The sequence below is a fragment of the uncultured Brachyspira sp. genome, assembly GCF_944393015.1.
Taxonomy (GTDB): Bacteria; Spirochaetota; Brachyspiria; order Brachyspirales; family Brachyspiraceae; genus Brachyspira.
Genome location: NZ_CALXYQ010000005.1, coordinates 51,026 through 71,000, shown reverse-complemented (window position 1 = coordinate 71,000; position 19,975 = coordinate 51,026). Strand labels below are relative to the sequence as shown.

General features: G+C 26.9%; 19 protein-coding genes. 8 read left to right on the top strand and 11 right to left on the bottom strand.

Translation table 11 applies throughout. The annotated features are described in order from the left end of the window. Positions 1-81 precede the first annotated feature (81 nt). From Q0K19_RS03375 to Q0K19_RS03360, 4 genes are all read right to left on the bottom strand, one after another. Entirely contained in the window at positions 82-1,296 is a 1,215-nt protein-coding gene (locus Q0K19_RS03375; RefSeq protein WP_297245298.1) for a methyl-accepting chemotaxis protein, read from the bottom strand. Between the two features lie 350 nt (positions 1,297-1,646). Beyond that, positions 1,647-1,916, bottom strand: coding sequence for a hypothetical protein (locus tag Q0K19_RS03370; RefSeq protein ID WP_297245296.1), 270 nt, complete (start codon positions 1,914-1,916; stop codon positions 1,647-1,649). 284 nt (positions 1,917-2,200) lie between these two features. After that, positions 2,201-4,048 (bottom strand): methyl-accepting chemotaxis protein, encoded by a 1,848-nt coding sequence (locus tag Q0K19_RS03365; protein ID WP_297245293.1) that lies wholly within the window; start codon positions 4,046-4,048, stop codon positions 2,201-2,203. A gap of 106 nt (positions 4,049-4,154) precedes the next feature. Then, positions 4,155-4,559: a hypothetical protein gene (locus Q0K19_RS03360; protein ID WP_297245291.1), complete on the bottom strand. Its 405-nt coding sequence runs from the start codon at positions 4,557-4,559 to the stop codon at positions 4,155-4,157. A 235-nt stretch (positions 4,560-4,794) separates the two neighbouring features. Here Q0K19_RS03360 and Q0K19_RS03355 point away from each other — a divergent pair, with 235 nt between their 5' ends. The 6 genes from Q0K19_RS03355 to Q0K19_RS03330 all read left to right on the top strand — a co-directional run bounded on the left by Q0K19_RS03355 (position 4,795) and on the right by Q0K19_RS03330 (position 9,665). Then, positions 4,795-6,636: a methyl-accepting chemotaxis protein gene (locus Q0K19_RS03355; RefSeq protein ID WP_297245289.1), complete on the top strand. Its 1,842-nt coding sequence runs from the start codon at positions 4,795-4,797 to the stop codon at positions 6,634-6,636. Positions 6,637-6,649: 13 nt separating this feature from the next. Beyond that, a complete protein-coding gene (locus tag Q0K19_RS03350) occupies positions 6,650-7,231 on the top strand; it encodes a tetratricopeptide repeat protein (protein ID WP_297245286.1) in 582 nt (193 codons plus the stop codon). Between the two features lie 85 nt (positions 7,232-7,316). Continuing rightward, complete coding sequence (locus Q0K19_RS03345; protein ID WP_297245284.1) at positions 7,317-8,174, top strand: DUF4349 domain-containing protein; 858 nt, start codon at positions 7,317-7,319, stop codon at positions 8,172-8,174. A 143-nt stretch (positions 8,175-8,317) separates the two neighbouring features. Then, positions 8,318-8,515, top strand: a complete 198-nt coding sequence (locus Q0K19_RS03340; protein ID WP_297245282.1) for a hypothetical protein — start codon at positions 8,318-8,320, stop codon at positions 8,513-8,515. A gap of 49 nt (positions 8,516-8,564) precedes the next feature. After that, positions 8,565-9,077 (top strand): periplasmic heavy metal sensor, encoded by a 513-nt coding sequence (locus Q0K19_RS03335; RefSeq protein ID WP_297245280.1) that lies wholly within the window; start codon positions 8,565-8,567, stop codon positions 9,075-9,077. A 120-nt stretch (positions 9,078-9,197) separates the two neighbouring features. Further along, positions 9,198-9,665 carry a hypothetical protein gene (locus Q0K19_RS03330; protein ID WP_297245278.1) on the top strand — a complete coding sequence of 156 codons (468 nt, stop codon included), beginning with the start codon at positions 9,198-9,200 and terminating at the stop codon, positions 9,663-9,665. 64 nt (positions 9,666-9,729) lie between these two features. Here the strand turns inward: Q0K19_RS03330 and Q0K19_RS03325 are convergent, their stop codons facing one another. From Q0K19_RS03325 to Q0K19_RS03295, 7 genes are all read right to left on the bottom strand, one after another. Beyond that, a complete protein-coding gene (locus Q0K19_RS03325; RefSeq protein WP_297245276.1) occupies positions 9,730-10,305 on the bottom strand; it encodes a hypothetical protein in 576 nt (191 codons plus the stop codon). Between the two features lie 32 nt (positions 10,306-10,337). Beyond that, positions 10,338-10,859 (bottom strand): STM3941 family protein, encoded by a 522-nt coding sequence (locus tag Q0K19_RS03320; protein WP_297245274.1) that lies wholly within the window; start codon positions 10,857-10,859, stop codon positions 10,338-10,340. Positions 10,860-11,370: 511 nt separating this feature from the next. Further along, positions 11,371-11,550 carry a hypothetical protein gene (locus Q0K19_RS03315; protein ID WP_297245272.1) on the bottom strand — a complete coding sequence of 60 codons (180 nt, stop codon included), beginning with the start codon at positions 11,548-11,550 and terminating at the stop codon, positions 11,371-11,373. A 63-nt stretch (positions 11,551-11,613) separates the two neighbouring features. Further along, a complete protein-coding gene (locus Q0K19_RS03310) occupies positions 11,614-12,687 on the bottom strand; it encodes a DUF3810 domain-containing protein (protein ID WP_297245270.1) in 1,074 nt (357 codons plus the stop codon). A gap of 380 nt (positions 12,688-13,067) precedes the next feature. Then, positions 13,068-13,871, bottom strand: coding sequence for a hypothetical protein (locus Q0K19_RS03305; RefSeq protein WP_048595222.1), 804 nt, complete (start codon positions 13,869-13,871; stop codon positions 13,068-13,070). Between the two features lie 38 nt (positions 13,872-13,909). Beyond that, entirely contained in the window at positions 13,910-16,306 is a 2,397-nt protein-coding gene (locus Q0K19_RS03300; protein ID WP_297245267.1) for a GAF domain-containing sensor histidine kinase, read from the bottom strand. Between the two features lie 40 nt (positions 16,307-16,346). Next, the gene (locus Q0K19_RS03295) at positions 16,347-17,774 is read right to left on the bottom strand and encodes an alpha-amylase family glycosyl hydrolase (protein ID WP_297245265.1); all 1,428 of its coding nucleotides are present in this window, start codon (positions 17,772-17,774) and stop codon (positions 16,347-16,349) included. 235 nt (positions 17,775-18,009) lie between these two features. Between Q0K19_RS03295 and Q0K19_RS03290 the strand changes: the two genes are divergently transcribed. Both Q0K19_RS03290 and thiD read left to right on the top strand, forming a co-directional pair. Further along, the gene (locus Q0K19_RS03290) at positions 18,010-18,717 is read left to right on the top strand and encodes a response regulator (protein WP_297245262.1); all 708 of its coding nucleotides are present in this window, start codon (positions 18,010-18,012) and stop codon (positions 18,715-18,717) included. Positions 18,718-18,752: 35 nt separating this feature from the next. Continuing rightward, the gene (gene thiD, locus Q0K19_RS03285; protein WP_297245260.1) at positions 18,753-19,562 is read left to right on the top strand and encodes a bifunctional hydroxymethylpyrimidine kinase/phosphomethylpyrimidine kinase; all 810 of its coding nucleotides are present in this window, start codon (positions 18,753-18,755) and stop codon (positions 19,560-19,562) included. The last annotated feature ends 413 nt before the right edge of the window (positions 19,563-19,975 follow it).

Here is a 19,975-nt window from a genome sequence, read left to right as displayed (position 1 = left end):
TATATAAAAATATTTAATGCTATTTTATACGAAAATCAATAAATATCAAATGTATAAATATATAGTTTTCAATATTAAGCATTATTTTACAGGAAGCTTGAATAAATGTACAGTTTCCATAAGCTTTTCTGATTGATTAAACAATGTTTTAGCTGAAGATGCTGCATCTTCTACTAAAGAAGCATTCTTCTGTGTGTCAGAATCCATTTGAGAAATGGCTATTTTTACTTGATCTACACCATTCTGCTGTTCCACGGCATTTTGACTTATATCTTTCATAATTTTTGAAGCTTTATTGATTTTATTTTGCACATCTACAAATATTTTTTGAGATTCTCTTGCTGTTCCTGTTGCTTTATCTATTTTATCAGATACATTTTCAATTAACTCCGATATGCTTTTTACTGAAGTTTGTGTAGTTTGAGCAAGATTTCTTACCTCGCTTGCAACTACAGAGAAACCTTTTCCTTGTTCTCCGGCACGTGCAGCCTCCACAGAAGCATTAAGAGCGAGTATATTAGTTTGAAATGCTATATCTTCAATGATTTTTGTAATATCTTTTATTTTACCGCTTGCTTCATTTACTTCTTCTATGCTGGAAGTAGTTTCTAAGATTATATTTCCGGCATTTTCTATAGAATATTTTGCATCCAATATCATTTTATTTCCATTTATAGAATTATCCGCAGAATCTTTTATAGTAGCTGTTATTTCATTCATAGATGCTGAAGTTTCTTCTATACTTGCTGCTTGACTTTCTGTTCTATTTGATAAATTATTATTTTGTTCGGATAAACCTTTAGCAACTGTACTGATATTGTTTGCTGAAACTTCTACTTCTTTTATAGTATCAACTAGTTTATTTCTCATATATGTAAATGCATTGGATAATTCTCCTAATTCATCTTCACGATGTATGCTTTCTTTTGTGTTTCTCAAATCTCCGCTTGCTATTTCTTTTGCTGAATTTACTAATATGTCTAATGGTTTTGTTATAGATTTTATGAATAGGAATATAAATGCTGATAATATTAATATAGCTGCTGATGATATTGATATTATTATAATTAAAAGTATTTGATTTTGTTCATAAATTTCTTTTTCAGTTACTGATATTCCAAGTACCCAAGGTAAAGTTTTTAATGTAATTACAGATGATACTCTTTTTTCATTTTCCCAAACATAATGAAAAACTCCTTTTCCTAAATCGAATCCTCCTTTTAATTCATAAGGTGCTGAAATATTTATATATTGAGTTTTGCTATGTATCTTACAAATTAAATTATTATCTATCATAAACATATTGCCAGTTTTTCCAACAACTAAAGGCTCTACATGCTGTATATTAAATTTAGCCCAGTCGAAAATAATATAAAGATGTCCTATTAATTGATTATTATCATCAAATACTTTTTCAATTAAAGTTAAAGACCAATTATCTGTTATAGAAGATTTTGTTATTTCTTCGGAGAAGATAGTATTTTTCTCAGAATTTAATTTATCTTTTAAATCAGCATTGAAATCAAAAATGCTTTTACCTATATAATTTTCATCAGTAGAATCTAATATTATATTGCCATTGATATCAGTTAATCCTATATTAATAGCATATTTATTTATTTATTGACTGTATTTTTTTTAGTCTATTATAAGCTGCTTCTTTTTCTGCTTTTTAGATAATCCATTAATTCTTTATTTGATCCATAAGTTTCTGCTATAATTATTTGTTCATCAAACCATGTATCTATTAGAGAAGCATATCCGAAAACAATATTATTATATCCGTCTAATGCTGTTTTTTTAAGACTTTCTGAAGCTTTTATATCAGTTATTACAATTAATGCCGCTATAAATACTACTACTACAGAAATGATTGTTAGGGGTATTTTCACTTTCAAGCTTTTGAGTTTGTTCATAAAATATTAACCTCATAATTTTTATTTGTATAGTTATATAACTATATAAATAATATTGAATAATAAAGCATATTATGTTTTTATGTAAAAATAGGTAAAAACAAGTAAAGATATTGTAATATTTAAGATTTTACTATGTAATATTATATATATAATACATATATTGTGATTTTTTATTTCAAATATATTTTATTTATATAATATTTGATTATAATATGTTTAAAATGAAAATACCCCATACCCTAAATAAGAGTATGAGGTATTTTTTATATTTTATAATTTACTTATTTAGTTCCATCAGGAAGTTTGAATAAGTGTATAGCATCCATTAATTCTTTAGACTGAGCGAATAATAATTCAGCAGATGCAGTAGCCTCTTCTACTAATGCAGCATTTTTCTGAGTTGTAGAATCCATTTCTGCTATTGCTATTTTTACCTGATCTATACCATTTTGCTGTTCAACTGCACTGTTGCTTATTCCTTGCATAATTTTAGAAGCATCATCTATTTTATTCTGTATTTCTATAAATATTTCCTGAGATTCTCTTGCTGTTCCTGTAGCTTTATCTATTTTATCATAAACATTTTCAATCAAATCTGTAATGCTTTTTACTGAAGTTTGAGTAGTTTGAGCCAAGTTTCTTACCTCAGCAGCTACAACAGCAAATCCTTTACCTTGTTCTCCGGCACGTGCAGCCTCTACTGAAGCGTTAAGAGCAAGTATATTAGTTTGGAATGCTATATCTTCAATGATTTTTGTTATGTCTTTAATTTTACTGCTTGCATCATGAACTTCTTCTATATTAGAAGTTGTTTCAGATATTATATTTCCTGCATTTTCTACGGATGATTTAGAATCTAATATCATTTTACTTCCATTAATAGAATGTTCAGCAGAATCTCTTATTGTTGATGAAATTTCAGTCATAGAAGCAGATGTTTCTTCTATGCTTGCTGCCTGACTTTCTGTTCTATGAGCTAAATCTGTATTTTGTTCAGATAATTCTTTTGCTGCCATTGTGATATTATTTGCAGATTCTTCAACAGTCATTATGGTATCTACTAATTTCTTTCTCATAGCAACAAATGCATCTGATAATTCTCCAAGTTCATCTTTTCTTTTAATTTTTTGTTTTGTAGTTCTTAAATCTCCGTCTGCTATTTCTTTAGCAACTCCTACTAATAAATGTAATGGTTTTGTTATAGACATTATAAACATTGATATAAATACTGCTATTATGATTATAGCTATAAGAGATATTACTATCATCATAATCATAAGCATTCTATTAGCTTCATATATTTCGGCTTCTGTTACAGATATACCCAATACCCAAGGCTGTGATTTTAATGTCATAACTGATGAAACTCTGCTTTCACCATTGAAATCATAACTTAATATTCCTTTTCCCAAGTTGAAAGCATCTTTAAATTGAGTAGGAGCAGGCTGATTTATATTTTCTGTTTTACTATGTATTTTGATTATTAAATTTTTATCAACTGCATACATACTTCCTGTTTTGCCTATTACAAGAGGCTCTATATGATTTTTATTTAAAGTAGACCAATCAAGCATAACATATAAATATCCAAGAAGCTGATTATTATTGTCAGTTACTTTTTCTAATAATATTAAAGACCAACCTCCTGTTGTAAGAGAGTGAGTGATATTTTCTCCGAATACGCCTTTAGAATTACTATTTATTTTATTCTTTAAATCTGGGTGTATATTAAAAACATTTTGATTTACTAGATCAGGATTATCTGAATCTATTAATATATTTCCTGCTGAATCTGATAAACCTATATTTATAGCATATTCATTTAATGATCTGAACTTTTTTAGATTATTTAAAGCTGAAATTTTCAAATCTTCTGTTCTTAATTGCAAATATCTTATTAATTCTTCAGAAGTTCCATATATGCTTGCTATAGCTAATTGATCATCAAACCAAGTATCTATAAGTGAGGCAAACCCCATAACTGTGTTGTTATATCCAGTATATGTAGCATTTTTTATGGCATCTGATGCTTTTATTTCCGTTATTACGATTAATGCTACAATAAAGAAAGTAACCATAGAAATAATGATAAGAGGCATCTTCACTCTTAAGCTTTGAAGTTTTTTCATGACTTATGTTCTCCAGATTCAAAAAATTATTTTATTTAAACTATACTTATTAATTATACCCATTTTTAAAAAAAAGTGTTATATTTTTTTTACATATACTTGCAATCTAATTTACATTAGTGTACAAATTTTTTATATATTCATAAGGCAGCATTACATTTTTATCGGTATAATAAAAATTTCCTATAGAAGCGGCTTCAGATGAATATATAGTTAAATTATCAATCATATTTTTATTAGTTGAATGTATATCTATTATATATCCTATTTTTGATTTATTCATTTTTAATATTGATCTATTTAAAGATATACTATTCAAACTTTTTATTATGAAATTTATATCATTAGTATTTGTTATGATTATTGCATTTCCATTATAAGTTATATCTATTTTTGATACACTTTCAGGATAACATTTTATTCCGTTAATAGGAGATTTATACCATAATATAAGAATTATGATTATAAATAGAGGAATAAAACTTATCAATTTCTTTAACTTTTTCTTCATATCTTTCATTGGAGTATAATAATATAATAATATTTATTAATTGTAAATGCCTGATTAAATAAATTTATTAATTAAATGATTATATATTATGAAAAATATAAGTACTAATTAAAAATCAAATAAATTTTTTTATTATATTGAATTTTTATATAAAAAAACGATAAATTTATTAGTAAATTTTATAATAACTGTTAAATTATTCTTACAAAAAATTAAATTTTAGAGGGGCTAAAGTATGAAGAAAACTAGTTCTATAAGATTTAAGATGCCATTAACAATAAGCATTATAACAACAATACTCTTAATAATAACAATAATAATATTATCATATAAATCCCATGTTGGTATAACAAAGTCAACATACGCCGGATATAATAATACTATAGAAGGTTATAAATCTATGCTGGATACTTGGTTTGAAGAAAATAATACTTTAATAAGAACATATTCTATTACTCCTTCTATTATTAATTATTTGTCCGGTACTCAGACACCTGAAGAAACTGCGGCATTAATAGATACATTTAAGCAGTTTGAATCTATAAATAAATATTCTTTAGATATAGGCGTAACTGATGGAAATGGTATTACTTTACAAAATACAAAGAGTCTAAATTTAGGAAGAAGTATAAAGGATTTAAGACCCGGTATTTGGGATAATTTTGTAAAAAATAATTATGATGTTGCTTATGATACAAAAGTAATAAAATCAACTGTAAGCGATAATATGACTTTAGCAATCATTGCAGGAGTTAAAACTAATAATGTATTAATTGGTGCTGTGTATATGATTCTTAATTGGGATGCTTTGGGAGAAAAATTAGGAGAATTGCAGCTTCCGGAAACAGGAAGATTATTTGCAATTGATTATCAAAGAAATATTTCGCTTGATACTAGAAATCAAATAAATACTTCAGCAAATAAAAGCTATGATGAAGTTATAAAATCTAACAAAGATAATGGCACATTAAAATATATTTCTGATACTAATGGTGAAAAGAGAACAGCAATTTATACAAGAATGAATACTATGCCTTGGATATTATCTATGGCAACAGATGATAATGTTATATATGCTGAAAATATAAGTATGGTTAGAATAGCTATAATAGTTTGTATATTGTCTATAATATTTGTTAATTTATTTTCGGTTTCATATATCACAAAAACTATGAGTCCTTTAAGTGTTTTGATGAAAAAGGCAAATAGAATATCTGAAGGAAATATAGAACTTAAATCTGAAACTAATTATAGAAAAGATGAATTCGGAGAGTTAGAGAAAGCATTTAATATTATGAGTAAGAAATTAGCTGAGGTTGTAAGCAATGTTAATGATGCATCAAATGAAATAGTTTTAGCTTCTCAGAGAATGATGGAAAGCAGTGTTGAGCTTTCAAGCAGAACTGATTCTCAAGCATCTAGTTTGGAAGAAACAGCTTCAAGTTTGGAGGAAATAGTTTCTACTATTAAAGCATCTGCTGATAATTCTGTATCCGGTAAAAATATGATGTCTGAATCTATGACACATATTGAAGGAGCTGCCAATATAATAGCACAAACAGTTTCTAATATAGAAGAAGTACATCAGGCTAGCGATAAGATTAAAGATATTACAAAGATTATTGAAGATATAGCATTTCAAACTAATATACTTGCTCTTAATGCTTCGGTAGAGGCTGCCCGTGCTGGTACTCAAGGAAAAGGTTTTGCTGTTGTTGCAAGCGAGGTTAGGAATTTGGCGCAAACTACTCAAACATCTGTTAAAGATATTACAGCACTTGTAGATAATACAGCTGAAAAAATAGATACTGCTACAAATACTGCAAGGGAATCTCAGGAAATATTTATTCAATTGCAGGATAAAGTATCAGGAACTTCTGATTTAATGCAGAGTATAACTTCTACATCATTAGAACAAGAGGCAGGAGTTTCTCAAATAAGTATTGCTATAAATAGTATAGAAAGTGCTACTACTCAAAATGCTGCTTTGGCTGAGGAATCAAGCGAATTATCTAAGAGATTATTTGATAAAGCTAAGTTTTTGGAAGAAAGTATAAAATTCTTCAATATTTCATAATGGTTTATATTTTATGAATGATAATTTAATTGATATAAAGAATTTAGCAAAACAGAAATTTAATCTTTCACTTTATAAGGATATTATAGATATAATCAATAATTTTCTTAATGATTTTAGAAACTGTTTGGATAGTGAAATATATTATATAAGAGGAATTGCCAATCAGGAATTAAAACTCTATGAAAATGCTATAGATGATTATGATAAATCCATTGAGTTAAATCCAAATGATGAGAAAATGTATTATTTAAGGGCATTATCTAAATTTCAATTGGGTTTATTTGAAGACTCTATAAGAGATTATAATAAGTTTATAGAATTTAATCCAAATTATGTATGGGCATATAATGACAGAGGAAATGCAAAATATAATTTGGGTTTGTATTATGATGCTATAGAAGATTATAATAAGGCTATTGAATTAAAGCCTGATAATGAACTAGCTTATCATAACAGAGCTAATGCCAAGTATAATATAGGGCTTTATGAAGAGGCTATAAAAGATTATAATAAAGTTTTGGAATTGAATCCTAATGCTAATATAGTATACTGTGATAAAAATAATTTAAAAGATATAAGTAACAATAAATAAAATACTTTTTATATAAAATACAGCTTGAAAAAATAATTCGTTATAATATCATTATTATATTAAATGATTTTTTGGGGGTAATTATATGAAAAAATTTATATTTATAATCTTTACATTTTTATTATTTTTATCTTGCGGTGGTAAAAGCGGATCTTCCGAGCAAAATGTTAATTTCTTAGCTGCAACTTCAGGGGTATCTGCTCCGCCTCCTGCTCCTCAGGCTAGAATGGAAGAAGAAAGTACTGTGTCGGACTATGCTGATTCAAATGGGGCAGCTGTAGAAAGAAAATTAATAGTTTCAGTTGATATAAGAGTTAATTCAAAAGATGTAGAAAAAAGCTATAAATCCATAGAAGAAAAATTAAAAGAGTATAATGGATATTTTGATAATGTTGAATCTTCTAAAAATAGATATTATCTTAATATAAGAATACCTAAAGAAAATCTTTATGCTTTTATAGATTTCATAGAACAAAATGAAAAAGTTGAAAATAAAAATATAAATACTCAGGACGTTACAGAAACTTATTATGATACAGAAAATAGGATAAAAAATAGGGAAGTACTTTTAGAAAAATTAAGAAATTATTTAAGAGAAGCTAAAAATATTGATGAGATACTAAAAGTAGAAGATAGAATCAATAATTTAACTTATGAAATAGAAAGTATGAAAGGAAATTTAAAGAATCTTCAGTCATCTGTTGATTATTCAAGAGTAACTTTAAATATATCAAATCCGGAAGCAATAAAAAGTAATACAAATATATATAATAAATATTTGAATTTAATTTCATTTTTGAAAGAATTTTTCTCAGGCATATTATTCTTTTTGTTAGGTTTCACAGCTGTTGCCGTTCCTGTGGTGTTAATATTGGCATTATTCTACTATATATGCTTTGGAAAAATAGGATTAATAAAGAAATTATATAAAAAAATCAAGTAAATTACATATACGTGCCCTTAGTATATAAAAAAATTCAATTTTTTTAATAAATTTATATTTTTTCGGGAACTTTTTATTTTTATCATCGTCTAATAAGGCATAAGAAAACAAAATGATAAAAAATAAAAAACAGGAGAAAATATATGAGAAAAGGTATTATAATTTTTATTTCAGCATTAATAATGATTTTTGCTTCAGTGTCTTTATTCGCCCAGTATGGCAGAGGATACGGTGACGGCAGAGGTTATGGAAATGGAAGAAATAGAGGAAACTCTTGCGGTTATAATAACAATTATTATAACAGAGGCAATAATAACGGATGTTATTACTACTACAATTAATTAGCATAATAATTTAAGAAAATATATAAATTAAAAGGAGAAAACAATTATGAAAAACAAAATAAGTAAAAAAGCAGTAATATTAATTTCAATAGCAATTATGGTTTTAGGTTCAGTGTCATTATTCGCTCAATATGGCAGAGGTTATGGTGCAGGTTACGGATATGGTGATGGTTATGGAAGAGGACACAGAAGAGGTTATGGATATGCCGATGGTTATGGATGCGGCTATGGCAGAGGTTACGGAAGAGGCGGATGCGGATACGGCAGAGGATATGGTGCTGGATATGGAAGAGGTTACGGATATTATGGTGCAGCACTTACTCAAGAGCAAATTGATCAAGTAAGAAGCATACAAGATAAATATTTCCCTCAAATGGATAGCTTAAGAATGGAAATATATAATCAAACACAAAAATTAGATGCTGAAATGAGAAAAGAAACTCCAGATCAAAATGCAGTTAATGCTGCAATAGATGCTAGAAGTAAAGCTTCAGCAGATTTACAAAAATTAAGAACTCAATGCTTTTTAGAAATAGACAAAGTATACCAAAATAAATAATTTTTTTAATCGCTCAACTTTATACCCCGCATGATATTATTATGCGGGGCTTATTTTTTGATATTGCTTTATTATATAATAGTTATATAATAATTATATAAAATAATTAGGAGGGTATATATGAAAATATTTTTAATATTTTTAACTGTTGCAAGCTTGGCTTTTTCACAATATCGTTATTCTCCGACTCCTAGGGTTGGGAATGTAAGACCTTTTATTCCGCAAACAACAAAGAATGCTATACCTGTTTATCCTTATAAAAATGATTTATCAACACCAAGATTTTCAAATCCGGGATATACTAAAACATATTATAGGAATGGAAGATTTTACAGGTTCGGAAGCGGTTATATGAGCTATTGGGACAGACAGAAATTAAGAGATATAGATGGCAGATATTCTCCTAGATACAGAATGCTTGAAAATCAGATGAGAGTAAATAATTCTACTATTAAATCTCAAATGTATCAAAGAAATCCTAATAATAATGTTATAAATAGTGCTGTTAATGATAATTTTAGAATAGAAATGGAAATGCAGATGATTAGAACTTTAAGAGAACTTGATATAGACAGAAGTTTTAAATAATTTAATCAGAAGTTTTTTAAAAGGTGCATTGATTTTTAATTTTTCAATGCACCTTTTTTATATATTAATAATAATCTCTATAATATTTTTTATAATCGTCTTCTTCATCATTATCGTCTTCTAGATCTCTGTAGTTATCATCAAAGAATTTAAACATGCTGTTTATAAATTTATTGCTTATATCTAAATCACCCAAATATATGTATAATGGATCTTCTGATACTATTCTTCCTTTAAATTTCCTAAAATAATAAGTTTGAGGATCTTTCAAATATATAAACAAGTAGCTTCCTATTATATCCAAGTCTTTTATTTCTTTCCATAAAACGTAAATATAACTTTTCACAAGTAAATTATTATAATATATTCCTTTATCATCTAATATGAAACTTGCTTTTTTAAAAATTACGCTTCTTATTAAAATTATAGAAAGTATAATAACCCCGAACATAAAAAAAGATACTACAAATATAATAGCAGCCTTCATATCCTCATCAGGATTTTGTCTAAATAGCACATCTATCAAAAGTATGGCGATAATTAATCCTATCATCATTACCGCAAAGAATCTTATATTATTTATATAAATTTTAATAGAAAATTTACTGTCTGAATATAATTTATTATCTTCATTATTCATAATTAAATATCTCCTTTATAATTTTTTATTTTTTATTTTTTATTTTTAAAGTAATGTGTTATGAGATATATTAAAGTATTTCTTTTCATATTTATTTCTGATATATATATGACAATGGGTTCATCATTATTTTTTTTATTTTCTAATAAACTATTTTCTTCTTTCAAATAAATATATATAAATGTTTTTGAAAAAAGTATTTCTCTAATATCTGCCCATTTAATAAATATATTTTGATTTTTTAATAAAACATAATAAGCTATGCCGTTTTCATCTAATGTGATTATAGGTTTTCTAGATTTTAACCATTGTATTATAAAAGTTAAAAGACATATACTAAAAAGTATTAATATAAAAATACTTATAACTTCTTCTTTAAACTCTTTTCTATTTACAAATATAAATATACCCATAACAATGAAAATCAGAGATACGAATATGAGTATGGATAATTTTCTTTTATTGACATATATTTCAATTTCAGGGAAAGATTTATCATTATTGATTAGTGTATTATTGTTATTTAATTCTTTATCATTTAATTCTTCATTCATAAAATAATACCGCCTATAATTGATTTATATATCAAATATTATAATAATTCAATAGGCAATTATTATATAATATGAATACAGACAGGAAATATATAAAAAAATTTATATTATAATGAAACAAATAAGTTTTGTCAAAAAATAAAGTTATATTTTGTTTTTATATATGTGGCTTTGCCCACCGCGAAGCGTACCCGTAGTGTAACACCCCAGTTCTTTTGTTGGCACAAAGAACCTATATACTCGACAGGCTCGGATACGCTTCGCGAAAGACTGCATTTTGGCTTTAATTTTATGAATTACCTTACATTTAAGATAATTTTAGTATGATTTAGTACTAATTTTATACTTGCACTTTTTGCAACTTTGGCGAAGCCCGCAGAGCGTAAGCGGCGGGAAAAAGTTGAATAAAAAAATTGACAAACTTAAAAATTTTTAGTATATACTATAAAATTTGTATTATATATTTTAAGACAATTAAAATAAATATAGAATTGCATAAATCTATAGGAGATTATTGTATTGCTTTTATAATATCATCTATGTTTCTTGTTCTTGAGCTTTTGCAATACGGACATTTCTGTTTATTAAGTTTTATTATAAGTAAATTTATAGTATGCTTTTTTCTTCTTACAGTGAATCTTCTTTTGCATTTTTTGCATTGATAAAAATAAGGCGGTTCATCTAAACGCATGTAAATATCCTATTTGTTAGTTATAATTATATATGTAGTTTTATTATCGTAAAACTTTAAATTTTATTGAGGGTTAATATTGTGGTATAATACTAAGAGCTTAACAACCCTCGAATAACTTTTTATTCCGTCATCTTGGCTATTTGCTTTAAGATACGTATCATTAACTTTTTGGCTTACCTTTGAAAGATTTCCAGTATACTGATTCCAAAACTCATAATATTTTTTTATATCTTCTTTTGTATCGCTATTTAAATTTGACATCAAATGAGCATAGTTTTCATCTCTTTTTAATTCACCCAAAACATATAGAAGTGCCTCAAAATTACCTGAATATCTTACAAATGGATCTGTATGTTTAGAGCAGGCTACATACGATATAAAGTTAGCCTCATCTTCATAAGCTATGCCTATTTGATGAGCCATTTCATGTCCTATTGTAAAAGGTATTGATACGCTTGGAATGAGTATGTTTACATTTGCCTCAGAAGTAAAAGGTGAATATATACCTGTTATTTGAAGATGTAAAAACAATTTTGATATCATTATTGGTTTTGTTTTTGAGTAATGCATATTTAAAAACTCAAAATCCTCAAATACTTTATTATATTCAGATTCTATCATTCTATTTAAAGCCTGATAATTGGTATTAACTTCTTTATACTTCATTTCATCTTTTAGATTGTTTATATTTTTTATAAGAGTATCAGCTAATAAATATATATCATCATTATTTATTTCTATTGGGGGATAATTTTCTATTAAAGGTACTCTATGGTAATTTAATCCCCATACTAAAAGAAATATTATATATATAACAATCATAGAGCAGGCTAGTATATATAAAAAATTTAATGCTGTTTTTGATTTATCTGCTAATGATTTTATATTGGCATTGAAAAAAGATTTTTTAAAAGCTATTACAATAAAAATTATAACTGCTATTATAAATAAGAAAAGCAATATTTCGCCTAATGAGAAATTAAAATTTGAAGATAGTCGGTTTATAGTACCAGCAATATTTTTGTATATTAATCTAGAATAATAATTTTCTACAAAATTTTTAGAAAAAGTTACTATTTTTAATATAATAACAACAAATATAAGAGATAGTATCAAAGTAATTTTTATTTTCATAAGTGTTATTATTATACCTAAACAATTATATTTTGTCAAAATAATTTTTTTAATTTAAAATATTTGCAGGGCTTTGCCCCCAGTTCTTTTGTTGCACATACGAAGTACCCTACGGCGAGAACCTATATCCTCAACAGGTTCGGATACACTTCGCGAAAGACTGCATTTTTATGGTATATCCTATATTTAATAGGCATGTTTTTAATATAAAGTTCTAGCAATTGCGTTTTCGCGAAGCGTGCCTGTGGCAGCTACTTTGACGAAGTCCGCAGAGCGTGTGCGTCAAAAAAGTAGATAAAATTTATATAAAGTCTATTAGTTGACAAAGTTAAAAATTTTCAGTATATACTAAAAAGTAAAAAATTGTAAAGGTATGTATATTATTTCATTTTTTTGATGTCGGCATCCATTTTCTTTTTCCAAAGATCATACATTTTCTTTTTCTCTTCGGATTCTTCGTTTTCATTTAAATATACATGTATTCTTCTTAGAGAAGCTATGATATTTAAAGCCATTTTCATATCATCTAATCTTTTATCTTGAAGTTCATATTTAGTTCTGTATTGTTCAGCGGCAGAAGCTAATAGTTTTTTTACTAGCTCCATCAATTTTACTCTAAATTTATATCCTTCCAATTCAGGACTTAATTCTTTAATATAAGTTTTGAAGTCTATCATATTTTTGCCTATAGTAGCAAATCTAGCTTCTATTTCTATGAAATTTTGAAGCCATTTAGAATTCTCACCGTAACAATATTTGAAATAGTCTATAACATATCCGAATGAGCAGATAAATTTATATTTCCATTCATCAGATAATTTTCCTTTGAAATATTCATGTATTTCTTCGTTTAAAGAGAGAGAATCATCTGTATGGTTTCCGAACACTTCTTCTAAAAGCATAATAGCCTTGTTAATGTATCTTCTTCCATCATTAAGCTGATTATCAGAACGAACATCTATGAATTCTATAGCTATATAACAAGTGGTTGCAATATAAGAAGATGCCTGAATATATAATACAGCCGCTTCTATTTTTTTAGCAGCTATTTCAAAACTATCTTCCAAAGTAAGCAAATCTTTTTCTACTTTTACTAGTTTTGATTCTATTCCTGCCAGCAAATTTTTATATTTATTTTGCATCCTAGTGCAATCAGCTTTTGCAGCTTCACTTATTTTAGCCATATTTTCATCTCCACTGAATTATTATCGGAAAATGATTTTTAATTATTTAAATTAACAGGTATGGAAACAAAAAAAGTTGTTATTTTAGACGGACTATTAACACTTTTTATTACCATACTTCCGCCATGTGCTTCCACTATTCTCTTAGAAATAGCAAGCCCTATACCAACTCCATGACTCTTTGTCGTAAAGAATGGAGTAAATACTTTTTCAGCTAATTCAGGTTCTATATATGAATTAGTATTTTCTACTATGATGTCTATGATAGATTCTCTGTATGCATTATCATCAAATATCACACTTATAATTGAATCTTCATCGCCTTCGTTTATAGCATCTATAGCATTGATTATGAGATTGAATATAACTTCATTCATTCTATCATAATCCCATTTTACAACATCTTCTTTAGTGATTTTTACAGCATAGAATTTAATATTTTTTCCGCTTTTCTTGATATATTCATTTGATAAAATAGTGAGATATTTAATCATATCGTCTATTTTTATATTGTCCACTTCCAGATTAATACTTTTTGCAAATGATAAATTTCTTCTCAAATAATTCTCTAAATTTTCAACCTCATTAGCTATTATTTGAGCATAGTTTTTTATATTTTCTTCTTTACTAACCTTTACAAGCCTATTAGCAAATCCTGCAATAGGTACTATGAAGTTTCTAAGGTTATGTGCCATAGAAGAACTCATCTCTCCTATAATAGCTAAACTTTTTAAATCTAATAAACTTTTTTCAGCAGCTTTTAAAGCATTGTTATTTTTTTCTATTTCATTATAAAGATATGAATACTCTAAAGCTACAGCAGCCTGCCTTCCGAACATTTTTAAATAATCTAAATCGTCTTCAGGTATAGGCTTTCCATTATAAGAATTATCAACTACTACCATACCTATACAATTTGTAGCATTCATTATAGGTATTATAGCAAAAGGACAGTATCCGAATATATCAGTATATTGTTTTATTTGTTCAACTTCAGGCTTATCAGTATTTGTTATATTTATACTGTTCTTATTATTAAATACATCAAAGAATAATTTACAGTTTTCATTATTTGGTATAACAGTATTTAAAAATTTCTGATTTAAATCCCAAGAATCTTCCATGCTTCTTTTGTCAAAAGAAAGCATTAATTTTTCTCTAAGGGCATATTTATCTAGTTTTTGCATATTGCTCCAAATCATAGCAGCTTCCTGAGCATTAGTAGGGGCAACGCACATTCTTCCTCTAAATACATTGAATTCTTTATCATAAAGAAAAGCAAATGCTCTGTTAAAAGCAAATACATCTCCTATTGTAGCTATTGTTAAAAGTAGGAATAATATATCCTCTGTTTTTGAGCGTTCCAATAAAATATTGCTTATATCATATAATGTATTCAAACGAGACATATGTTTCATATTTTTTTCGTTTGCTTTGCTTAATTCTACAATGTTATAATGTTCTGAAATCCTACTTGCTATATTAGCTAGAAGCGGATTAAATAAGTTAACATCATTTGAATCAAAATCTCCAAGAGGATTAACAGCATCCGGTATTTTATCTATAACAACTATATAGCCTATACAATTATTTTTAACAGGTATTCTATTGAATAGTACAGATCTATTTATAACACCTTTGAATCTTTCATAGTATTTATTGTTTGCCGCGTTATTTATAAAGAATACGCCTTTATCCCAAAATTCACTTATATAATCATCATTCTCGAATATTGAATAATCAAAATTCTCAGGAAATCCATAACTTGATCTTGTATATAAATCCCCATTTTCTCTTCTGAGTCTTATAAATGCTTTATTAGCTGTGAAAATATTTGCAATATCATTTGCTAATTGATTTAAATTATTTTCAAAATCATCAACATCGCTTAATTTCAAATATAATTCTCTAAGCAGCTTTAACTGTTTATCTCTTTCTTTATATGTTACACTTTGAAGTACATTATTAGCATATACAGCAAAGTGTCCTATAACATTTTTTATTTCATCAATTATAGAGTTGTAGAATTCTATTTTATTTTCTCTGTTTCTAAAAACCACAACTCCAATAGGATTTGCATAGAAAAATATCGGAAGTACGAACATAGATGAATAATTTGAAAATACTTCCATATTTGTATGATTGATATTTTCACCTACATAAATTTTTTGTTCATATAATACATCTTTACAATGATTGGCAGATATTGGAAAATCAACTTTACATACATAGTATCTGTCCATTCCATATACGCCTCTAAGTATAAGATAATCTCCTTTAGGAAAATACACTTCTCCGCAATCAAAACCGTAGTACTGACAAGTTTTTTCTAAGAATAAATCTACAACTCTATCTATTTCATTAGTGTTTTCAGCATAAAGCAGTCCCATAGATAAATCTGAAAAAAAACTGTCTATAGATTTTCTCTCTTCCATAAAATAAACTTCCTATAATTTTATACCAAATACATTTTCCTTATAAAGCGAATATTTTTAATTGATACGGTAATATATCAATAGTTTCTGTAATATTTTCTATTTTATTTTCAAATGATATATCTTCTTTTATTCCGTATTCTTTTGTATCTAATTGTCTAGTTTTAGAAGTTATATTAACTATAATTAAGAGCTTATCATTTTCATCTAAACTATATTTATAAAACTTTCTAAAAGGATCTTTTTCTTTTTTTTCTTTATAATTTCTTTCTTGCTCTTCATAATATTCATGATGCTCATGATATTCATAATGAGTATCGGTTTCTTTTTTTAATTTTTCTAGTTTCTTTTTTTCTTCTATATCAATAGAAACTATTTTACCGCAATTAGCAAGTATAGGATTGTTTTTTATATAATTAGTGATATCTTTTATGTATTCACTCAAATCATAATTTATATTTTCATAATCTTTTTCATTTCCGCCCACAACATTGCATCTTTTTAAGAATCCGAACTCATCACCTAAAGTTATCATCCACATATCGCATACTATTGCTGTAAACAAGAAAGTTTGTTTTACTTTCCAAATATTTCCATCATATTCTTCGATAAGTCTTCTAGTGTCATGATTACTTGGGAATGCTATTTGTTTGCATTTCTCTCTTGCTAAATCATATTGTTCTATAAACCATTCTCCTTCATAATCCCACCATTTAGCACTGCTGGCTACATAATCAAAACCTGCATTTATAAGTTTTTTAGTGTCTTCCATAGAGCAGCCTAAACTTTCAGCAAAAAATATAACTTCATTATTTATTTTTTTAGCATTATCTATTAAATATTTCCATAATTCTTTAGGAACTTTATACGCAGCATCGCATCTGAATCCGCTGAATCCTAAATCAAGATTATGTTTTATTAAATCATTCCAGTAATACCATATAGGATTTAATATTTCATTATTGATTATATCCTGATTATTTTCTTCTTCAGTATTATCTTTATTATCAGCGTTTTCTTCCTCATCTTTTTCATTGGGATCTCTTTTGTTATTGAACATAGCTAAATCGCCCCATTCAACCCATTTCCCATTATCCCAAGCTCCGGGAGATTGTAAAGCTCCATCTTTAGTTTTATACCATTCAAAATGTTCATTAGTCAAATTACAGTCTTTTGATGAATGATTAATAACCAAATCTATCATTACTTTTATATTTTTATTATTACAATAGGCAAGGAAATCTTTAATCTCTTTTTCAGCAATTTCTTGTTCAAAACTAGTAAAAAAAGCAGGGTTATATTGATAATAATATTTTGTAGCGTACAGACTTCCGCTGAATCCGGGATATGTTATAGGATTAATATACACCCATTCAAATCCCATATTTTTAATCCTATCAATATGGCTATACCAATTTTTTATATGCCCTAGAAGCGGCGGAAATAAATTATATCCCGATGTTTTCATCTCTTTATTATATATAATAAATAAAAAAAAACAACTTTTTACTATATTTTTGTTAATGAAATATAATAATATATTTTTATTAAATGTATAATATACTAAATGTAATATATTAATAACTACATTATAAAAATTATTTACTTATTAGAGTTTATGATTAAGTTTATATATATTATTGATTTTAATTTTTTCTATTATATAATGTAAAAACAATATAATTAATTTTCAGGTATATATTATGAGAGTATTAGTTTATGATTCATCTTTACAAATAAGGGACAGTTTTATCAGTATTCTTATTACGGCAGGATATGAAGTTGTTGCTGTGAAGGATAAAAACAACATTTTAAGTATGTTCGGTAAACTTCCTTTTTCTATTGCTATTATAGAGGTTGAGGAAAATGACACTGAAATGGAGAGTATACTTGAAAAAATTTATTTAGATGACAGATATCATGGAGTTCATGTTATAGTTCATGTTGCTGATCCTACCAGAGAGTTTTTCACTAAGATGATGAGAATTGGGGTTTCAGGATTTTTATTAAAGCCATTCAATGAAAAAGATTTTTTGAATAGATTTAATGTTTTAATAGATAAGGCTGGAGTTAAGCCTAAAAAACTAAAACATATAGTAATAAACAATTTGGATAATTTTAAATTGGTATTTAGACATGATGGTGTAAGGCAGATTCTTCATGGTATGATAATAGAAATGTCGCCTGTAGGCTTAAAATTTATTATGCCTCCTGAGGAAGCTAGTTTAGAAGTAGGGCATGTTATAAAAAATGCTTCTATGTCAATTAGTTCTTATAAAATAAGTTTTTCTATTAATATACTTGAGAAAATAGGAAATGAATATATAGGAGAGTTTGTTGATTTATCAGTATTTAATTCTAAATTAATATGTAAATTTATATATGATAAATATATAGAAAAATTAAAATAATCTTAATTCATAATAATTTATAGGAGTTTTTGATAATGGTAAAGGCTTTAACAATAGCAGGATTTGATGGTTCCGGAGGTGCCGGCATACAGGCAGATTTGAAAACTTTTTCTGCTTTGGGATGTTATGGAATGTGCGTGCTTACTGCATTACCTGTGCAGAATACTCAAGGTGTAAGAAGCTGTTATGAAATAGAATTAAAAGCTATAAAAGAGCAATTGGAATGCATATTTGATGATATTATACCTGATGCTATAAAGATAGGAATGCTTTTTAATAGCGATATAATAAAATTAGTTGCCGATTTTTTGAGTAATAATGCTAAGAATATACCTATAATAGTTGATCCTGTAATGGTGGCAAAGAGCGGAGACAGACTTCTTCTTGAAGAGGCTGTAGAGAGCTTAAAAAAATATATACTTCCTATTTCTACTGTTGTAACTCCGAATATACCTGAAGCTGAGGATTTAACTTCAAAAAAAATAAAAACCGATGATGATATGATAGATGCCGCTAATGATATACTCAATATGGGGGCAAAAAATGTTATGCTTAAAGGCGGACATTTAGAAGGCGAATTGTCAAGGGATTTATTTATTAATAAAGAGAGCAAAGAGTTTTTAGATGCTTTAAGAATAGATACTAAAAATACACATGGTACAGGATGCACACTTTCAGCAGCAATATGCAGTTATATAGCACATGGCAAAACTCCTCTTGAGGCTTCAAAATTAGGAAAACAGTATTTATTCAATGCATTACAGGCTGCCAAAGTTGACAGTGTAGGTAAAGGTCATGGCCCTGTTCATCATTTTTATGAGGCATGGAAACATCTTAGTATATAATTTTTTATTGTATATTGTACAATATAATGCTTTTTTAATAAAAATTGCTAGCATCTATTAAGTTTATTTAACATAGATATTTTGCGAGCAATTTTTATTTATGATAATTAAAATTATTTAAATATATAATTTATTTAATTAAATACTTAAACAATTATATTTTGTCAATTTTTACTTTTTTGTAAATGTAATTTTTGTTTATTAATAGTATAAAATATTATTAAGTTTTATTTGAAAAATAAGGTAAAACCAAGATTTGTGTCAAAAATGCAGTCCTTTTGCTTCTTTGGGTCACCACCGAGTAGGTGCCTAATCGGCAAGAGAAGTAGGGGTTTGGGGACTAGTCCCCGAAAATAATAACAATATAAAAACAAATTTTGACAAACTTAAAAATTTTCAGTATATACCTAAAC